Below are 16,690 nucleotides of genomic sequence, written 5' to 3'. Positions count from 1 at the left end.
CCTTCCTGAGTGGCTCACTAGGACATATTTCCTACTTACGGTGGTGGCGGGTTCGCTCTACCTCCTGCTGGTCAACGTCGCGTTCGCGGACCAGTGGCTGGTGCGCTCCCCGATCTTCAACTGGATCCCGACGGTGGTGCATGCGTTCCTGCCCGCGTATGCCGTGGGCGTCGGCCTGGTGGCGTGGCGGTTGTACCCGTCAGGGAGGGGGAAGCCGACGCCGCTGCTAGCTTTCTTGCTGGCACAGCTGGCATTCGTAACGGCGCTCGGATGGGCCAAAGTGATCACCGCACCCGTGCCGGGCACGGCCTCGCTGGCGTGGAGCTTCGGGTTCCTGGCATTCGGGATCTGGGCCGCGGTGCTGGATACGAACTGGTCGCCAGCGACGTGCGTTGAAGCGACAGAACCGCTGGGCTTCTCGTTGCGCGCAGCTTGGCTCGCGAGCCTCTTCGTCAGCGCCTGCTACTTCATGATCGGTCCGGGGCGGCGGTTGCTGGTGGCGGACCCGGAAGAGCTCTGGGGCATGTTGTTGCTCTTCCTGCTCGGCACCATCGGCTACCTGACCGTGTTCCTGATCTTTCTCGGACTGCTGGCGGGATCGTCGGATCTGGCGCGGCGCTTCGCCGGCTCGCGCGCCCGGCTGGTGGCTTTCCACCTCGGGCTAGCCTGCCTGTTCGCCATCCTCCTGCGGCAGATAGTGCTGCCGACGCTCCTATTCACCGGCTGGGTCGCGGCGCTCTACGCGGTCGCGCTGGCCTTTACGGTCTCGTTCTCACTGGCCGCGACGCGGACTCGCCTGGCGAGCGCGCGCACGCTGCGCCCGGCAAAACGCACGCCGTTCATGGTCTTCGCGCTCTGCGGCATGGCGATCGCAGCGGTCGCGTATCTGTGCACGCGCGCGGTGCCCGTCTTCGATTGGAATTTCCTCCTCCAGCGCACCAGCGCGTTCGTTGTGTGGGGGGCCGTTTTCTACCTGTGCAACCGGGTGCTAGCGCCGGATCGGCTCTCGGCGCGCACCGCCGTGGCCCTGGTCGCCGTCGGGGTGCTTGGCCTACAGGCGTTCGCGAGCGTGACGCGCTCCTGGCCCTCGCGCAGCATCGCCGTAACGGCTTATCTGAACCAGGCGGTCGAACGCTACCTGAAGGAAGACGTGTCGTTCCACGCGCTGCGTGACTTCGCGCGCGGCTCGCGCTTCAACGTATCGAACGCCGACTTCTATCGCTTCCTGGCGCAGAACACCAACGTGCCGCGCACGATCGCGATCCGGCCGCCGGAGACGCTGCTGGTGGATGAGCTGCGCCCAACGGCCGCACCGCGCCCCTACATCTTTCTCTTCGTCATCGACAGCCTCCGGCCCGACTACCTGTCGCCGTACAACCCGCAGGTGCACTTCACGCCGGCAATCGACTCCTTCGCGCGCGAGAGCATCGTCTTCCAGCGGGCCTTCACGCGTTATGCCGGCACGGCGCTTTCGGAGCCCTCGATCTGGACGGGGACGATGCAGTTCCACCAGGAGTTCATCCGCACGTTCGCTCCCATCAACGCACTGGAGAAGCTGCTCACGGTGGATGGCTACGAGAGCTGGGTGGCCGTCGATCTGGTGATGTCGGTAGTCAAGGACCCGCAGTTCAAGGTGAAGGACCTGAACAAGGCCGGGGAGGATTGGGACGGTCTCGACCTCTGCACGTCACTGTCGCGGGTGCGGGCTGGGCTGGAAGAGCGGCCCGTCGGCGCTGCCCCGGTGTTCGTCTACGTGCAGGCACAGAACACGCACCAGGTCTCGATCGAGCGACGTCAGATCGTGCCGAAGCATGACTATCCCGGGTTTGAGAGCCGAGCCGCCTCGGAGGTAGAGAAGATCGACGGCTGTTTCGGCAGCTTCATCCAGTACCTGAAGGCGCGGGGGTTGTACGACAGCAGCATCGTGATGTTTACCTCCGATCACGGCGACGAGTTCTGGGAGCATGGCAACTTCGGTCATGTCGCCTCGCTGTTCCCCGAGGTGGTGCGCGTGCCACTGGTTGTGCACCTTCCGCCGCCGATGCAGCGGCAGGTGGTGAGCGAGCCGGCGTCGGCGGCATTCCTCACCGACATCACACCGAGCCTTTATTACCTGCTGGGACATCGGTCGCTGAAGAAGAATCCGTTATTCGGCCGGTCGCTGTTCGCGACGGCGGCGGAGGAACTGCACCGCTCTGAGTGGCCCTACTACATGATTGCCTCCAGTTACTCGCCGATCTACGGAGTCGTGGATCGTGATGGCAAGATGCTGTTCGTAGCCGACGGCCTGAACTATGAGAACCAGCTCTTCGACCTGGAACACGATCCCGGCGCCCGCGAGAACATCATCACTTTCAACGCCGAGCGCACCTACCAGGAATTCTTGCGGCAGCAAATCCGCGAGATCGCAAGCTTTTATGGGTACAGTGGCCCGCCGATGCCTGCGCAAACGGGCAGCGCCCGCAAGTAGTCCGGCAGCTCCCCGGATTCGTTGGTGGGCTTTTCGAGATGCTGCGGGCTTTTCTTCGCAGACCTGAGCGCGCCCGCGATGGTTTGGGTGCAGGAAAAAAGAAGAAATGGTGGCCAGGGACGGAGTCGAACCGCCGACGCCAGCCTTTTCAGGGCTGCGCTCTACCAACTGAGCTACCTGGCCACATATTCGCGCCGCGCGGGCGGCCGATCCGGTTCACGCTGCTGGGAAGACTGCTTGGGCGGGAGCCGTTGCAGGATGCGTGCGGAGACTGGATTATAACAATCTTCGCTTTCTCCCTCAATCTCCGCTCACCGCCGGTTTCGCTTCAGTCGCGCGCTTCCACCCGCGTGCGGCGCGGCTTGACGGGTCACGACTCAGGGCGCGCCGGCATGCTGGCGCAGCAGCGTGGCGCTGGTGTGCAGATGGCAGATGGCGATGGCGAGAGCGTCGGCAACGTCGGGCGGTTCGGGACGTTTTTCCAGCTTGAGCAAGCGCATCACCATCTCCTGCACCTGCACCTTCTCCGCCATGCCATAACCGACCACGGCCGACTTGACGGTCAAGGGCGCATACTCCGCGACCTCGATGCCGCAGCTCGCGGCAGCCAGCATGGCGACCCCGCGAACGTGTCCTAGTCTCAGTGCCGACTTGGCGTTGGCGGCGTAGAAGACTTCTTCGATGGCGACCGCGTCGGGATGGTGGCGCTCGATCACCGCACGAAGTTCATCGAAGACACGCGCCAACCGGGCGGGCAGTCGCTCGCTTCCGGTGAGCCGGATCGCGCCGGCGGCTACACAGCGCAGGTCGCCATCTTTTCCTGCCGGCTCGACCACGCCGTAGCCCGTCACCTCGCTGCCGCAATCGATGCCAAGCACTCGCATGCCCGCAGTGTAGCCCAACTCCGCAAGCGCATACCTTGGCGTTTTCGGTTCGCGGGCATGAGGGGGACTTAGCACGCTCGACAACCCAAGAGCCGCCACATGACGAGGCGTGAGGTTTCTTGTTGACCTCCGGGCAAGGAAAAGCTAGCCTCGTCTGCAAAGATCCTCCAGCCACGCGACAAATCGCTCTGGAGGCCGCATGCCTAACGAACAGGCGCCACGCCAATCGGCTATCGCAGTCGTCGCTCACTGCTGCGTGGGAGACGCAACGATATGGCTCCCCACTCCCTCCCTTGCAGCCTTCCTTCAGCGGACACTGGAACTGGAGCCCGGCTTTCTCGATCTGTTCGGATGTTTCGAGGAAAGTGGCGGGAACCTTGTCTGCGTGACGGTCTGGGAGACGGAAGCCGACGCCCAGCGCTATGAGTCGCGACACCACTCGCCGATGGAGGAGTTGCGCTGGGTCCTCGAAACGAGTCCTGGCTGGGCGGCAGCGGAGGTTTCTAACGCTCCGCCGCATCGCGCGACTGGCGGCACGCTCGGGACATAAGAGACCGCTGACGAGTTGCACAGCAATGGGGGAAGCCCTAGGAAGAGTTCCGCCACAAACGGCTGGACGAACAAAAGAGTGGTGTGTTCGGTAGGAGCCCCTCAGAAACCGGGATAGATGAAGCGCCCGACGCCGGCGGTCTGCGCCAGAAACAGCAGCAGAGTCGTAAGCAGCAGCAAGACTACCACAGGAATGAGCCACCACAGTTTGCGCTTCCAAAGAGCGTGCAGCAGCTCGTTGACAGTATGAAAGCGGTTTACCAGGCGGCCCAAACTTGGAACCTCACTCTCCGCCAAGGATAGCATGCGCTTTCGTTTGGAAGCGGTCACCGTCGGACCAAGCCGGTCACTTCTCCACAAGGAAACGCTCGAGCACCAGCACGTCGATGCCGCTCCTCGCGAAAGTGTTCCAGGCGTCGGCGGGGCTGGCAACGATTGGTTCGCCGCGGAGGTTGAAGCTGGTGTTCATCAATACCGGCGTGCCGGTAGCCTGGCCGAACCGTTCGATCAACGCGTGATAGCGCGGGTTCCACGCCGCGCGTGATGTCTGGAGCCGGCCGGTACCATGATGATTCACCGCCGGGACGCGCTCCCCCTCAAGCTCCCGCCAAGGCAGCACGAGCTGCATGTAACGCGCCGGATATTGCCGCACCTCTTCCGGAGCAGCGTCGAAATAGCGCATCGCCTCTTCTTCCGGCAACACGGGCGCAAATGGCCGGAAGGGCTCACGGAACTTGATCTTCTCGTTGACGATATCTTTCATCTCCGCCCGGCGTGGATCCGCGAGGATGCTGCGATTGCCGAGCGCCCGCGGCCCCCACTCGAATCTTCCCTGGAACCAGCCGATGACTTTGCCTTCCACCATCCGCGCCACTACGCGGTCCAGCAGCTCGTCGTCGTCGTCGAAAGCTTCGTAGGCGATGCCAGCCGACCGCAGGAAGGCCGAGGTCTCGGCTGCGGAATACTCTTTGCCCAAGTATGCGTCTTCGAGGACGAAGCGCCGCGGCTTGCCCAGCAGCACGTGGTAGGCATACAGTGCGGCGCCCACCGCTCCTCCGGAATCTCCCGCCGCCGGCTGAATGAATACCTGCTCGAACCCCGACTCGCGCACGATGCGTCCGTTCGCCAGGCTGTTCAGTGCAACGCCGCCCGCCATGCACAGAGCCGGCAGTCCCGTCTGGCGGCGCACATGTCGCGCCATCTTCAGCAGCACGTCTTCGGTGAACGCCTGGATGCTCGCTGCAACGTCAGCGTAGTACTGGTTCTTCTCGAGGGTCGCTGGATCGGCGCCGCCTTTGCCATCCGCCGACACGCGAAACTCCATGCGTGGATCGCGCGGCTCGCCAAACAGGTCGGTGAAGCGGCGGCTGTACGTCTGCCGGAACGAGCACGGGAACCTGAAGTACGCGAGGTTCAAGCGCACACTTCCGTCGGCGGCGACATCAGCCAGCCGCGCGACCTTGTCTAGGTATCGCGGCCGGCCATAGGGCGCCATGCCCATGACTTTGTACTCGCCCTCATTCACCTCGAAGCCAAGGAATGCGGTGAACGCCGAGTACAAAAGGCCCAGCGAATGCGGAAACCGCAGCTGCTGTTCGAGCTTGATGCGGTTGCGTCCCGAGCCGTCCCAGTCGGCGGTCGCTCGCCCTGTCGCCGCGGTGGTCCACTCGCCGACGCCATCAATGGTGAGGATGGCGGCTTCGCGGAACGGCGAGCAGAAGAACGCGCTCGCCGCATGCGACATGTGATGGTCCACGAAAAGCACCCGGTCGGCAGGAAGCCCGAGACTCGACATCAGGTGGTCCTTCACCCAGAGCTTCTCGTTCATCCAACCGATCATGGCTTCGCGGAAGAGTTCCCAGGAACGCGGGAAGCTCGCGATCGTGGTGTGCAGGATGCGCTCGAACTTGAGGAAAGGCTTCTCGTAGAAAACCACGTAGTCAAGCGCCTTCGCCTCGATGCCGCCCATCTCCAGGCAGAACTTCACGGCATGTTCGGGAAACGAAGGATCGTGCTTCTTGCGGCTGAAGCGCTCCTCTTCAGCGGCAGCCACCAGCACGCCGTCCTGCAGTAGCGCGGCCGCAGAGTCGTGGTAGTAGCAGGATATGCCCAGGATGTTCATCAGGACTGGCGCCTCGCCTCTTCCACTGCTTCCGGCAAGGGCGGATAGGGGAGCCAGTGCGACTGGGTCGCCGCCGGTTTCCGGGGCGATGTGACCCAGAGGAAGAACGCGACCGGTGCGAGCAGCAGGAAATAGAAGAGGGTGAGAAACATCCGGCCCTGGTAGTCGGCTACGGCCCGTCCATGCCGTGTGAGCCCCGATCTTGCGCGCTGAAGGAGAGAGGCGCTCATTGTGTCAGCAAATTCCCGCGGTCACGCACCGCCTGCAGGCCCTGAGCGATCGCCGAGACGATCACGCAGCTCAGCAGCCAGATCACAAGCATCGGCCAATTGCGCCAGAAACGCAGGTGCAGCACGATTCCCGCAGTAATCATCCCCAACAGCAGCAGCACATCCCACAATCCGGGCGCAGGCCCGATCTCGCCGGACTCCTTGCGCGCCATGTGGACGAGCGCGGCGCCCGCCGAAAACCCGAACAGCGTGAGCGAGACCAGGATGAGTATGTTCATCAGTGGTTCAGCTCTCCTCTGCGCCGTGTCTCGTCGCGAACGTGGTCTGGTCCCTAGAATAGTCGAGGCAGGACGTGGAAACTGTTAATATCACAGTACCGCAGATGCTCGCTGGCCAGTTCAAGGACTTGATCCGGTGCGGAAGCGCGCTGCTCCTCATCTTCGTTGCGGGTCGGCAGTGGCTTGCAATCCTTTGACGCGATCGCGTTTAGCCGCGAAAACGCGCGTGCACGGTTTGCTACTTGGCTCTTCTCCATCCTATCTCTTAGGCCTGTGCTATATCGGATCCCCCTCCACACTTAACCCTAGGTGCACGCCTGAATTGGATCTTTTACGCCCATGATAAGTCGCATGCTGCGTTCCCGATTGCGCACGGTCTGCGCCTTGGTGGGTTACGCTTCTCTCTGGCTTGTTACGCTCCTGCTGGTCGCACTAGCGGTCTCTGCGGCCGCTGCCGGTGTTTACCGCAGCTTCAGGACAACAGGGCTGGCAGGAAACTGCCGCGGGTTATCCGGCGGGCACTGCGGGAGCGATCCGTCTCTGGATGTTGCCAGTGCCAGCTCGGCATATGAAGGCTACCCCTGGGCGGACGAATTCTGGCGGGAAGCACGCCAACGGCATCAGTCCGCGCGGGAGCTCTATGAGCCTTATCGCATGTGGAAGCCGGAGCCGTGGGCGGGCAAGTGGTTCAATATCGAGCACACCGCAACGGGAAACTGGAGACCTGCTTCCACGGCGGGCGCCGATTGTGGTGGCCAGCGGGTGACGGTCTGGGTGTTCGGTGGATCCTCCGGACTCGGTGTCCCTGATTCCGACACTGTCACTGCCTACCTAGCCCAGGAGATTGCGCGCCGGCGCGGCCAATGCGTGATAGCGCACGACTTCGGCGTGGAGGGATTCATGTCCACCCAGGAAGTGCTGAACCTAGTGGAGCAGTTGAGAAGGAACGCACCGCCGGATCTGGTGGTCTTCCTTGACGGCTACAACGATGCTTACTGCGGCAGCCGTTTCTACCAAACTGGGCCGGCGGCTCACTGCGAACTTCCCACCATCCGCCAGAGGATCCAAGGACCGCTCGAGAGTCCCTGGATGTTATGGCTGCGACAGAGTTCGCTGCTCCGCGCTCTGCAGGGACTGAGCGGTGGCTCACGTTCGCCGCGGCATCCACCAACGAGCTACGCCGAGGAGGTTGTGGGATCTTATGCGGCTAATCTGGCAATGGTGAAGAAGCTGGCGCAGGCCGAGCGGTTTGAGGCCTATTTTTTCTGGCAGCCGACGCTGCTCTACGGAGGCAAGCGGACGGATCATTTCGAGCAGTTCGCGGTTCAGACGTTGCAGCTGCCGTCGCGAGAGCTAATAGCTCCAGTCTATGACGCAGCGAAACAGCGCGCGCAGGGTGCCGACTTCATTTTTCTGGGTGACCTCTTCCGCGATGAGTCGCAACCCTTGTTCTTGGATCTGGTGAATCTGGGTCCGCGTGGAAACCATGCGCTCGCGAAAGCGATGGCCGATCACATCGGAGTCCAGAAGTATGTCCGGAACTAGACAGAAGGGCGGGTCGTATCGTCCCGGAACAGCGGCGCAGCTGGTCCCCTGGGAGAGGCTGTGCGTCTTTCTGGGGGTGTGCGTTCTGTGCGGCACGTTGCTCATGATCCTGGCCGCCCTCGGTGGACGAGTCGCGAGGCGGATGTATGTGGATCATCTGTATCGGCAGGCCGGCATCGCAGGACGATGTCGCGGCGCCCCGAACGGCCGATGCTCGGCCGACATCTGGCATGAAGTGGCCAGCGCGAGCCCGGCTTTTGATTCCTATCCCTGGGCCGACGAGTTCTGGCGGGAGATGCGCTCCCACGCCCAGAGGCAGTTTCCCTACGAGCCTTTCCTGGTGTGGGGTGACTCCGAATTTCGCGGCCGGTACTTGAACGTGGAGCGGACTGCAACCGGGAACTGGCGCAAGACGCCAAGCCTCCCCACGGTTGCGTGCTCCAAGCACCTGGAAGTCTGGATGTTTGGCGGATCCACAGTATTCGGCTACGGCATGCCTGACGCAGAGACTCTCCCTTCCAATGTGCAACGCGAACTGTCGCGGCGCACCGGCGCGTGCGTCACAGTAAGCAACTTCGGCATTGAAGGGTTTACATCGAGCCAGAGCCTCACTGCCCTGCTGCTGCAGCTGCGGGCAGGAGGGCACCCCGACTTGGTGATCGACTACGAAGGAGTAAACGACGCCACCGCCGGAGGATACTCGCCGGGAGTAGCCGGGGGGCACCTGGACATGGTGGAAATCAAGACCAAGTTCGAGCAGAAGCTTGACGACGACGTTCGCGTCTGGGCTTCCGGCAATGACCTGGCCCGGGGGGTGCTGCTGTTCGGCCGCAAGCTGTGGGGCGACACGCAGCGACTTGTGCTGTCCATTTCCGCTGACGACAGGATCGAGGCGGTTCAATTGACAGAGGGCGAAATCCAGCGGCGCGCTGCCGCAACCGTGGAAAACTACGGCCGCAACGTGGCGCTGCTGCAGATGCTCTCGCGGGCCTACGGGTTCAAGGCGTATAGCTTTTGGCACCCCGTTCTCTACTATGGCCGCCGACCCGGTTCGCCGTTCGAAAAAGCGGTGCTCGAAGTCCTGTTGCACAACGCCGACCACGCCACTGTAGTTGCGGAAACCTATAAGATTGCCGATCGACGCGCCGCGGAGTTGGGGTTTGTTTCGCTGGCGCATGCGGTGGACGAGCTGCCCGGCACCGTATACCTGGACACCATGCACCTCGGCCCGGAGGGCAACCGGTTAGTCGCTACGCGGATCGCAGAGAAAGCCGCCGGGGATTAAGCGCCTGGCTGACGGCGCATTCGTGCCGGCGTATGCGAGCAGAGAATCATTTTTCATCAGCAACGCCGCGCCCCAGGACCCGGTTACGCAGAGCTGCGGCCAGGGAGAGCACGCCCGTAAACGGAGCCCAGCCACGTGCTGCCCGGAAGCGGATATCCAGGGTGGAGTCCAGCGGCCAGACCCGGGAGCGGCAAAGCTGCAGCGGATCCGTGTTGCGCTCATTCATCCCCGCTCGCGTGGTGAAGCCGAGCGGGAAAGCTTCCGCGACCGCAGTCCGCACCTCAGCGTTCTGAAAACCGAAAGGATAGGCGAAGGCGCAGGGTTCCCTCCCCACGAGCTTCTCCAAGTCGGCGCGGCTGCCGGCGATCTCCTGGCGGAGATCCTGGCCATGCAGCTTGCGGAGGTCGGGGTGGGTACGGCTGTGGGCCCCGAACTCGATCCCCTGACCGGCCCAGCGGCGGACCTCGTCGGCGCGCAGCAGCGTCATTCGCATCGGCCCCTCCGCATCCTCCCAAGCGTCGGCCTTTCCGATGAGCCCGGTCACGATGAAAACGGTTGCGGAGAAGCCGTGCTCTCTGAGTACCGGTAACGCGTGCTCGGCGATCGCCGCGTAGCCGTCGTCGAATGTCAGCAGGACCGGCTTCGGAGGCAGCTCGCCCTGGCCGCGCAGGTGATCGAGCCATTGCCGGGCGGTGATCCCCGTATATCCATTCCGCGCCAGAGTCTCTACGTGGCGGCGGAAGGTTGCGGAAGAGACGGTTAGCCAGCGGTTGGTGCCAGGGAGACGCGGACCGACGTTATGGTAGAGCAGTACCGCGAGCCGCTGATCCATGGTGATGCGCGCTCCGCTAAACGGTTCTTTCCTCTGATATAAGGTGGTTTCATCATTATGGGGCAGCCGCAGCGTACGGAGCAAACTACGCGTTCGCCGATCCGCACCGGCATCGTCGGCGCCGGCAACGTCTGCGAGCATCACGTCGCCGCGTTGCGCGCATTGCCGGGCGTAGAGCTCGCCGCGATCTGTGACCTGGATCTGGCGCGCGCCAAGGGGGCCGCGGAGGGGTTCGGCATTCCCGGCGCGTATGGCTCCCTCCAGGAGATGGCCACTGCGGTTCGCACGGCCGGCTCGCCTCTCGATGTGGTGCATGTGCTCACGCCGCCCGACACCCACGCCGCCGTGACTCTGGAGGCGCTCGAACTGGGATTACATGTCTTGGTCGAAAAACCGCTCGCGACGAGCGTTGAGGACTGCGACCGGATCGCGGAAGCGGCACGCCGGGCGGGCAAGACCGTAGGCGTAAACCATTCGCTGTTGACCGATCCCTCCATCGCACGAGCACTCGCCATCGCGCGCAGTGGAGCACTGGGTGACGTCCTCAGCGTCGAATACTTCCGCAGCTCCGCCTACGCGCCGTGGCACGATGGTCCCGTCCCCCCGCAGTACCGCGAAGGCGGATATCCGTTCCGTGATCACGGGGTGCATATCCTGTATGTCATCGCTGCATTCCTTGGCGAAATCCGCGATGTTGACGCCTGGTTCTACAGCAAAGGCACTACCGACCCGAATCTGCTCTTCGACGAATGGCGTGCAGTCGTGCACTGCAGCCAAGGCATTGGGCAATTTCAGCTCTCCTGGAACACGAGGCCGCTAGAGAACAGCCTGGTCGTTCACGGGACGGGCGGCGTGCTCCGCGTCGACATGTTCTCCTGGACCCTCACGACGCGACGTCCCACACACCTGCCGAAGGCGATCGAGCGCGCGTGGCACCCCGTCAGCGAGGCGCTAACCACGATGGTCCAGGTGCCCCGCAGCGCGGTGCGTGTGCTGCGTAAGAAGGTCCAGCCTTACCAGGGCCTGCGCAACATGGTCGCCGCCTACTATGAGGCGCTGTCCGCTGGCAGGCCCGCCCCGGTCACGGTTGCGGATGCGCGCCCGATCGTGGGTTGGACGGAGAAGATCGCGCGAGCGGCAGATGAGCGTAAGCGGCTCCTTCTCGCCTCATTTCCGCAGAGGTTAACGGCTAAGACGCTTGTGACTGGAGCGTCGGGTTTGCTTGGCAAGAGGCTGCTCGCTCGCCTGCTGGAGCGTTTACCCGCGAGCGAGCGTGTGCGCATCATGGTCCGTCGCGATCCGCCAGCGCATTTCAAGAATGACCCGCGCATCGAGATCGTTTTCGGGGACTTGGGCGACGTGGAGGCGGTCGACCGCGCCGTCGCAGGCACCTCGCTGATCTATCACGTCGGAGGAGCAATGCGAGGTTCGGCGGAGGACTTTCATCGTGGCACTGTCGTTGCCACACGTAACGTCTTGGCAAGCGTGGCGAGACATCGCAACCAAGAGGGAGGCCCCAAGCTCGTCTACATCAGCTCCTTGAGTGTGCTCCACTGGTCGGCAGGAACGCGTAAGGTCGTTGCGCGCGAGGATTTCCCGCTCGAGCCCCACCCTGAACGCCGCGGAGCTTATACCGAGGGAAAGGTGGAAGCGGAGCGACTCGTGACCGAGGCAGTGCGCACGCAGCAAATACCAGCGATCATCCTCCGTCCCGGGATGATTTTCGGCCCGGGCGCGCCCTTGATCACCGGCGCGGTAGCGAGGCGTGTGGGCAGTCGGTTGGTGATCCTTGGGAATGGCAAGCAAGTCCTGCCGTTGGTGTACGTCGACGATGTGGTCGACGCCATACTGTTGGCCGCCGAGCGCAACATCTGGACCGGCGAGATCTTCCACCTGGTGGATGCAGCGGCGGTCACACAGGAACAGCTCGCGCGCCGCTCGGACCCGAGTCGCTCGATCATCAAGATTCCTCGCTTACTCGTGAGCTTGATGGCGGTCGGCGTCCAGATGCTGGGCGCGCTGCTCAACCGTCCGGTCCCGCTTTCGCGCTATCGCATTCGCTCAGCGGCGGCGCCGATCCGTTTCGACTGTGCGGCGACACGTCAGGAGCTGGGCTGGACCCCATCCGTCGGCGTCGAGCAGGGTCTGCGGGATCTATCTGCCGGGGGGAGTCACTGATGGTTGCCGGTCACTTTTTCCTGAGAACCACATTGATGAGGTTGACGGCTAACCGTTCCAGCGGCTGTCCCCGAAAAGGCTCGGCAAGATCGAGCTTCTCCAGTGCCGTCCGCCAGTAATGCTCAGGCGGGCTCTCCTCCTCCACTTCCACCACCTCGAGTCCGGCCGCAGCGAAGGCGCTGTAGAAGTCGTCCGCCCGCAACCTGCCCTGTGCCATTAAGCAGGACTGGAACCAGGACCATTGCCGCTTGGAGAAACGGAGATAGTTATACTTGCTGATGGAACGATCGAAATTCGAGAAGATGTCCTGCGTCTCGATCACGCAACTGATAACGCCACCTGGCGCGAGCAGTCTCTGGCACTCGTCGAAGACGCTGACGACCTTATCCTCCGGAATGTGTTCCACCGTCCAAGTGCTGTGGATGAACGAAAAGGAATCTGCTGCGAACGGGACCTGGTAGGCCTCGGCCAGCACATACCGGATGCCTCGATCGGCGAGTGCAGTATGCGGCTCCTCACCGCTGCTGGGTGGTCGCCGCAGTGGCCAGCCGAACCGTTGCTCCAAGTCCTTTGAGGTTTCCCGCAACATGGTGAGGTTGTGCCCCACGAGTTCGAAGCGAAGCAGGCGCCGGCGGTCGACCACGACTTGGCTGGTCACGCCTGCAGCCGCAAGGATCAAGGGTATCTCCAAGTCCCATCCTGCGCCGAACTCGAAGAATCGGGCCTCTTCGAGCGGGACCTGCGAATACCGGCGGAACGCGTTGAGGTGCCGGAACGCGTTCTCGGCGCGTTGGAGGAACGTCTCGCGAGAGACCGGCAGGCTGTGGGTCACGTGCCTCTGGAGCCAGTAGTTGACGTCATCGCGCCAGGGCAATGATCCCACTGCTTTATGGAGGAGGGCTTTCGCCACCCAGCGCATCAGCAGACCCCATCCGAGGAGGACGCGCGACCCTGCATCAGTGGTGGACTCCCTCGCCGCGTCCGACCTTCGCGAAAGTAAGCAGCAGGATCTTCATGTCGAACCAGAACCCCCGGCGGTGCAAGTACTCGGTGTCGTACTGCACCTTCACCGGGATGGACAGATCGTCGCGGCCGTTGATCTGAGCCCAGCCCGTGATACCAGGGACCAGGGTGTGGACGCCTGCCCGCGTTCGTAACTCCACCAGGTCATCCTGGTTGAAGAGGGCGGGCCGCGGCCCCACCAGCGCCAAGTCTCCGTTGAGGACACTCCACAGCTGCGGCAGCTCATCCAGACTGCTGGCGCGAAGCAGGCGACCGACCGCGGTCACGTAGGACTGCGAATCCTTGAGTAAATGCGTGGGAAGCTGCGGAGTATCGACACGCATGGTGCGAAACTTTGGCATACGGAAGATGTGGTTGTACCTTCCGATGCGCTCGGACCAGTGCAGCACCGGCCCTCGGGAATCCAGCTTGATCGCCACCGCGATGATTGCGCTGAGCAGTAAAGCAAAGGGAGCCGCGCAGAGCACGAGCAAGATGTCAAACACTCGCTTCCCTGCCGATGGCTTGGCTATGACGGGCGGGGCTGCGGTTCCCCCATCGGGGGGCGCGGCATCTCCGATTGTATTCATCGACCGATCTGTCAAAGGTTCTGATTTCCTTTGTAGTGTATCGCCATCATTCGTGTCCGACGAGGAGGACACGAAACCGTACGCGCCATGGTGACCACCGGAACCCCGTCGCCATCACGACAAAAGTGGCGGCAAACAACACCCAAGCCACCAACGACGAAAGCGCCATCGCGGCAAACGTCGGTGGCAGGAAGCGTTTGCTGATCACCAGCCAGCCGCCGCTGAGCAGGAGCGGCGGGAGGAGCGGCACGATGGCATGGCGCAACCAATACCAGCCACTCATCCTGGTGACGCGCATTACCCGATAGACGAGTCCCACGGTGCCGAGTAACTGTACTCCCACCAGGGTCGCGGCCAGCCCAAACAGCTCCGCGCGGCGCGTCGCCAACGTACCGATCACAATGACAGCAAAGAGCATGGCCAGGACCACGCCGGTACTCAATTTGAGATCCGCTGCGCCGTACGCCATCGTCAATGCGCCATCGTAGACCGCGCGCAAGATCCCGCACACCAGCAACCATCGGAGGATGGGGACGGCAGGTATCGCCTCGGGGCCGATCCAAGTACGCAACAAGACCTCCGCCCACACCCAGAGCACCACAACCAGCGGCAAGAACAACGCCAGGATATTCCGGCCGGAGATTGCCACAAACTTGCGCGTGTTCTGCCCTTCTCCCCGGACGTGCGCGGCAACCAGTCGCGGGTAGGCCACTTGCAACGCGTACGAAGGGAGGTTCGAAAATGCGTTGGGCAGACGCCGGGCAAGCGACAGAGTCGCCACGTCGACCACCGGCAACGCGCGCGCGGCAATGAACATATCAGTCTGAAGGTATAGGCGCCGGGCGCCGTCTTCGACGAACGCAAGCAGGCTGAACGTCCGCATCCGGCGCAGCAGTCTGAAGTCGCACATCGCCGGGCGTGGAACAAATGGGATGGATGCCGAACGCATGACTGCAAGATAACTCCCCAAGCGCACCAGTGCGACTGCCGGCCATACTGCGGCGACCTGCGTGAGCGAGCCTCCGCGATAGGCTACGACCAATGTGGCCCCCAAGGTCAGCAGCAGGTAACCACTCTCCACCGCAGCGGCCAGCCGGAAGTCCTCAAACGCGATCAGGTAGGCACGCAGCCCCGCCGATCCGAACTGGAACACCGTCGCGGCGCTCATGATCATGATGGCGGGCATAGCCATCGCCGCCATCGCGGGCGTAGCCAGGTGCGGCACGACCCAACGAGCGCAAACGAGGAAGAGGCCGGTAAGAACGGCACCCACAATGAGCATGAACCAGAACATGGTGCTCGCGAGCCGAGGGGCCGCTTGCAGCTGCTGATGCGCGCGATGCTCGCTCAGATAGCGAAGCAGAGTCTCAGACAGGGCCGAGTCCAAGGCCTCGAGCGCAGCGGCAGTGGCGGCAGCGAGCGCGTAGGCGGCGTATCTCTCGGCGCCAAGATGCTGGAAGAGGACGCGGGTGAGGACGATGACGGAAACACCGGCGATCGCGCCAACGGTGTAATTGGAAAGAAGATTCCGCAGCAGCTTGGCTGAACTCAACGACTCCATCGACGTCGTCATACTCCTGCTGATTCAGCTGCGTTGGGGAGAGCGCTGCGAGGCATTATAATTCACGCATCGCTCCCATGAGCAACGCCCCAGGCTCTCCTCCGACCAGCGCACGGGACAGCAATGCAACGCAACTCGGACCTCCGGAGCTCGGCCTCTCGGTCGTCATCGTGACGTTGGGGCGGAGACTCGATTCCCTGGAACGCACTCTCGCCTCCGTAGCGGCGCAGTCCTATCCAGACCTCGAGATCCTGGTGGTGCTGAACGGTGCCGAGGACGCCGCTGTGGCGGCGCTGGCTGCGCGCCATGGGGCGCGGCTCTTCCTGGAGCCACGACGCGGCCAGTGTTTCGGTCGTAATTGCGGCCTCCGCGAAGCTCGGGGCGGAATCGTCGCTTTCACCGATGACGACGTCATCGTGGCGCCCGGGTGGGCCGAGGAGATCGTGAAGGGCTTTACCGATCCTCGCGTCTGGTGCGTCACCGGCGCCGTAGCGCTGGACGGTCCCGGTTACATTCCGGACGAGTGGTGTAACAGCGAGCGCATGCGATCCGCCTGGACGCTCGATCGTACTGGCGAAGACTGGTTCCTGAAGGGACTGCTGATTGACACCGGCTTTGGCTGCAACATGGCTTACCGGCGCGAAGCTTTCCCGCGCTTCGGCTTGTTTCCTACCGATCTGGGAACGGGCACAGTGATCAGTGGAGGCGACGAGTACTACATGTTCCTGCAGGTGTTGAAGCACGGCGGCGTGCTTGCTCATCGGCCCGCCGCGCTGGTACGGCTTGCCTTCTGCGAGCCACCGGAGGAGCAACGCCGCCGCCTCAAGGAGATGCATGCCGGCGCCGTAGCCTTCTTTCTCAAGCTCCTTCACCGGGAGCGCGGCCACCGCTGGGACCTGCTACGTCGGCTCTTCCGCGCCGTCGGCAAGCTGGCCCGCACACCGCCCAGCGCGCTTCCGGAGAGAGGCGTGCGACTTTCGCGCTGGGAGAAGCTGCTTGCGTTTAGCGGAGGGGTACGGGTGTATCTGCGCTCTGAGCGCAATCGCAGAGCGCTGGGCGAGGGACCGTAGAGACCCACTCGTCTTGGATCGCGCTCGCCGAAGCAGCATGAGGACCTGGCGCCGCCGGTGATCAGAACGCGCACGGTTGTCTCCCTCTTGGCTT

General features: G+C 63.2%; 14 protein-coding genes and 1 tRNA gene. 6 read left to right on the top strand and 9 right to left on the bottom strand.

Annotated elements, in window-relative coordinates; all coding sequences use genetic code 11:
- Positions 1-43: 43 nt before the first annotated feature.
- Positions 44-2,470, top strand: a complete 2,427-nt coding sequence (locus tag M3P27_11610) for a sulfatase-like hydrolase/transferase (protein MDP9268953.1) — start codon at positions 44-46, stop codon at positions 2,468-2,470.
- 107 nt (positions 2,471-2,577) lie between these two features.
- Here the strand turns inward: M3P27_11610 and M3P27_11605 are convergent.
- Together M3P27_11605 and ruvC are read right to left on the bottom strand one after the other, a co-directional pair.
- Positions 2,578-2,653: transfer RNA gene (locus tag M3P27_11605), tRNA-Phe, on the bottom strand.
- Between the two features lie 194 nt (positions 2,654-2,847).
- Entirely contained in the window at positions 2,848-3,354 is a 507-nt protein-coding gene (ruvC, locus tag M3P27_11600) for a crossover junction endodeoxyribonuclease RuvC (protein ID MDP9268952.1), read from the bottom strand.
- A gap of 199 nt (positions 3,355-3,553) precedes the next feature.
- On the opposite strand from ruvC, the gene M3P27_11595 reads away from it, so the two are divergent.
- Positions 3,554-3,904, top strand: coding sequence for a hypothetical protein (locus tag M3P27_11595; GenBank protein ID MDP9268951.1), 351 nt, complete (start codon positions 3,554-3,556; stop codon positions 3,902-3,904).
- A 101-nt stretch (positions 3,905-4,005) separates the two neighbouring features.
- Here M3P27_11595 and M3P27_11590 read toward each other — a convergent pair whose 3' ends face one another.
- The 3 genes from M3P27_11590 to M3P27_11580 all read right to left on the bottom strand — a co-directional run bounded on the left by M3P27_11590 (position 4,006) and on the right by M3P27_11580 (position 6,533).
- Positions 4,006-4,176: a DUF5989 family protein gene (locus tag M3P27_11590; protein ID MDP9268950.1), complete on the bottom strand. Its 171-nt coding sequence runs from the start codon at positions 4,174-4,176 to the stop codon at positions 4,006-4,008.
- A gap of 73 nt (positions 4,177-4,249) precedes the next feature.
- Positions 4,250-6,025: a hypothetical protein gene (locus M3P27_11585; GenBank protein ID MDP9268949.1), complete on the bottom strand. Its 1,776-nt coding sequence runs from the start codon at positions 6,023-6,025 to the stop codon at positions 4,250-4,252.
- 226 nt (positions 6,026-6,251) lie between these two features.
- Positions 6,252-6,533: a hypothetical protein gene (locus tag M3P27_11580; GenBank protein ID MDP9268948.1), complete on the bottom strand. Its 282-nt coding sequence runs from the start codon at positions 6,531-6,533 to the stop codon at positions 6,252-6,254.
- 351 nt (positions 6,534-6,884) lie between these two features.
- Between M3P27_11580 and M3P27_11575 the strand changes: the two genes are divergently transcribed.
- Both M3P27_11575 and M3P27_11570 read left to right on the top strand, forming a co-directional pair.
- Entirely contained in the window at positions 6,885-8,078 is a 1,194-nt protein-coding gene (locus M3P27_11575; GenBank protein MDP9268947.1) for a hypothetical protein, read from the top strand.
- Between the two features lie 103 nt (positions 8,079-8,181).
- On the top strand, positions 8,182-9,363 hold the full coding sequence (locus M3P27_11570; GenBank protein ID MDP9268946.1) for an SGNH/GDSL hydrolase family protein: 1,182 nt from the start codon (positions 8,182-8,184) through the stop codon (positions 9,361-9,363).
- 46 nt (positions 9,364-9,409) lie between these two features.
- Here M3P27_11570 and M3P27_11565 read toward each other — a convergent pair whose 3' ends face one another.
- Positions 9,410-10,195: a polysaccharide deacetylase family protein gene (locus M3P27_11565; GenBank protein MDP9268945.1), complete on the bottom strand. Its 786-nt coding sequence runs from the start codon at positions 10,193-10,195 to the stop codon at positions 9,410-9,412.
- A gap of 57 nt (positions 10,196-10,252) precedes the next feature.
- Here M3P27_11565 and M3P27_11560 point away from each other — a divergent pair, with 57 nt between their 5' ends.
- Entirely contained in the window at positions 10,253-12,373 is a 2,121-nt protein-coding gene (locus tag M3P27_11560) for a Gfo/Idh/MocA family oxidoreductase (GenBank protein ID MDP9268944.1), read from the top strand.
- Between the two features lie 10 nt (positions 12,374-12,383).
- Here the strand turns inward: M3P27_11560 and M3P27_11555 are convergent, their stop codons facing one another.
- The 3 genes from M3P27_11555 to M3P27_11545 all read right to left on the bottom strand — a co-directional run bounded on the left by M3P27_11555 (position 12,384) and on the right by M3P27_11545 (position 15,538).
- Positions 12,384-13,283 carry a class I SAM-dependent methyltransferase gene (locus M3P27_11555; protein MDP9268943.1) on the bottom strand — a complete coding sequence of 300 codons (900 nt, stop codon included), beginning with the start codon at positions 13,281-13,283 and terminating at the stop codon, positions 12,384-12,386.
- A gap of 46 nt (positions 13,284-13,329) precedes the next feature.
- Positions 13,330-13,881 carry a sugar transferase gene (locus M3P27_11550; protein MDP9268942.1) on the bottom strand — a complete coding sequence of 184 codons (552 nt, stop codon included), beginning with the start codon at positions 13,879-13,881 and terminating at the stop codon, positions 13,330-13,332.
- 130 nt (positions 13,882-14,011) lie between these two features.
- Positions 14,012-15,538: a hypothetical protein gene (locus M3P27_11545; protein MDP9268941.1), complete on the bottom strand. Its 1,527-nt coding sequence runs from the start codon at positions 15,536-15,538 to the stop codon at positions 14,012-14,014.
- A 65-nt stretch (positions 15,539-15,603) separates the two neighbouring features.
- On the opposite strand from M3P27_11545, the gene M3P27_11540 reads away from it, so the two are divergent.
- The gene (locus tag M3P27_11540; protein MDP9268940.1) at positions 15,604-16,596 is read left to right on the top strand and encodes a glycosyltransferase family 2 protein; all 993 of its coding nucleotides are present in this window, start codon (positions 15,604-15,606) and stop codon (positions 16,594-16,596) included.
- Positions 16,597-16,690 lie beyond the last annotated feature (94 nt).

The sequence above is a fragment of the Acidobacteriota bacterium genome (assembly GCA_030774055.1).
GTDB lineage: Bacteria > Acidobacteriota > Terriglobia > Terriglobales > Acidobacteriaceae > JACPNR01.
This window is presented reverse-complemented; position numbering and strand designations above follow the sequence as displayed.

Coding starts and splice junctions, on each gene's coding strand:
- ruvC (MDP9268952.1), bottom strand. CDS start 3,354: ATGCGAGTGCTTGGCATCGATTGCGGCAGCGAGGTGACGGGCTACGGC.
- M3P27_11595 (MDP9268951.1), top strand. CDS start 3,554: ATGCCTAACGAACAGGCGCCACGCCAATCGGCTATCGCAGTCGTCGCT.
- M3P27_11585 (MDP9268949.1), bottom strand. CDS start 6,025: ATGAACATCCTGGGCATATCCTGCTACTACCACGACTCTGCGGCCGCG.
- M3P27_11580 (MDP9268948.1), bottom strand. CDS start 6,533: ATGAACATACTCATCCTGGTCTCGCTCACGCTGTTCGGGTTTTCGGCG.
- M3P27_11575 (MDP9268947.1), top strand. CDS start 6,885: ATGCTGCGTTCCCGATTGCGCACGGTCTGCGCCTTGGTGGGTTACGCT.
- M3P27_11570 (MDP9268946.1), top strand. CDS start 8,182: ATGATCCTGGCCGCCCTCGGTGGACGAGTCGCGAGGCGGATGTATGTG.
- M3P27_11565 (MDP9268945.1), bottom strand. CDS start 10,195: ATGGATCAGCGGCTCGCGGTACTGCTCTACCATAACGTCGGTCCGCGT.
- M3P27_11560 (MDP9268944.1), top strand. CDS start 10,253: ATGGGGCAGCCGCAGCGTACGGAGCAAACTACGCGTTCGCCGATCCGC.
- M3P27_11545 (MDP9268941.1), bottom strand. CDS start 15,538: ATGACGACGTCGATGGAGTCGTTGAGTTCAGCCAAGCTGCTGCGGAAT.
- M3P27_11540 (MDP9268940.1), top strand. CDS start 15,604: ATGAGCAACGCCCCAGGCTCTCCTCCGACCAGCGCACGGGACAGCAAT.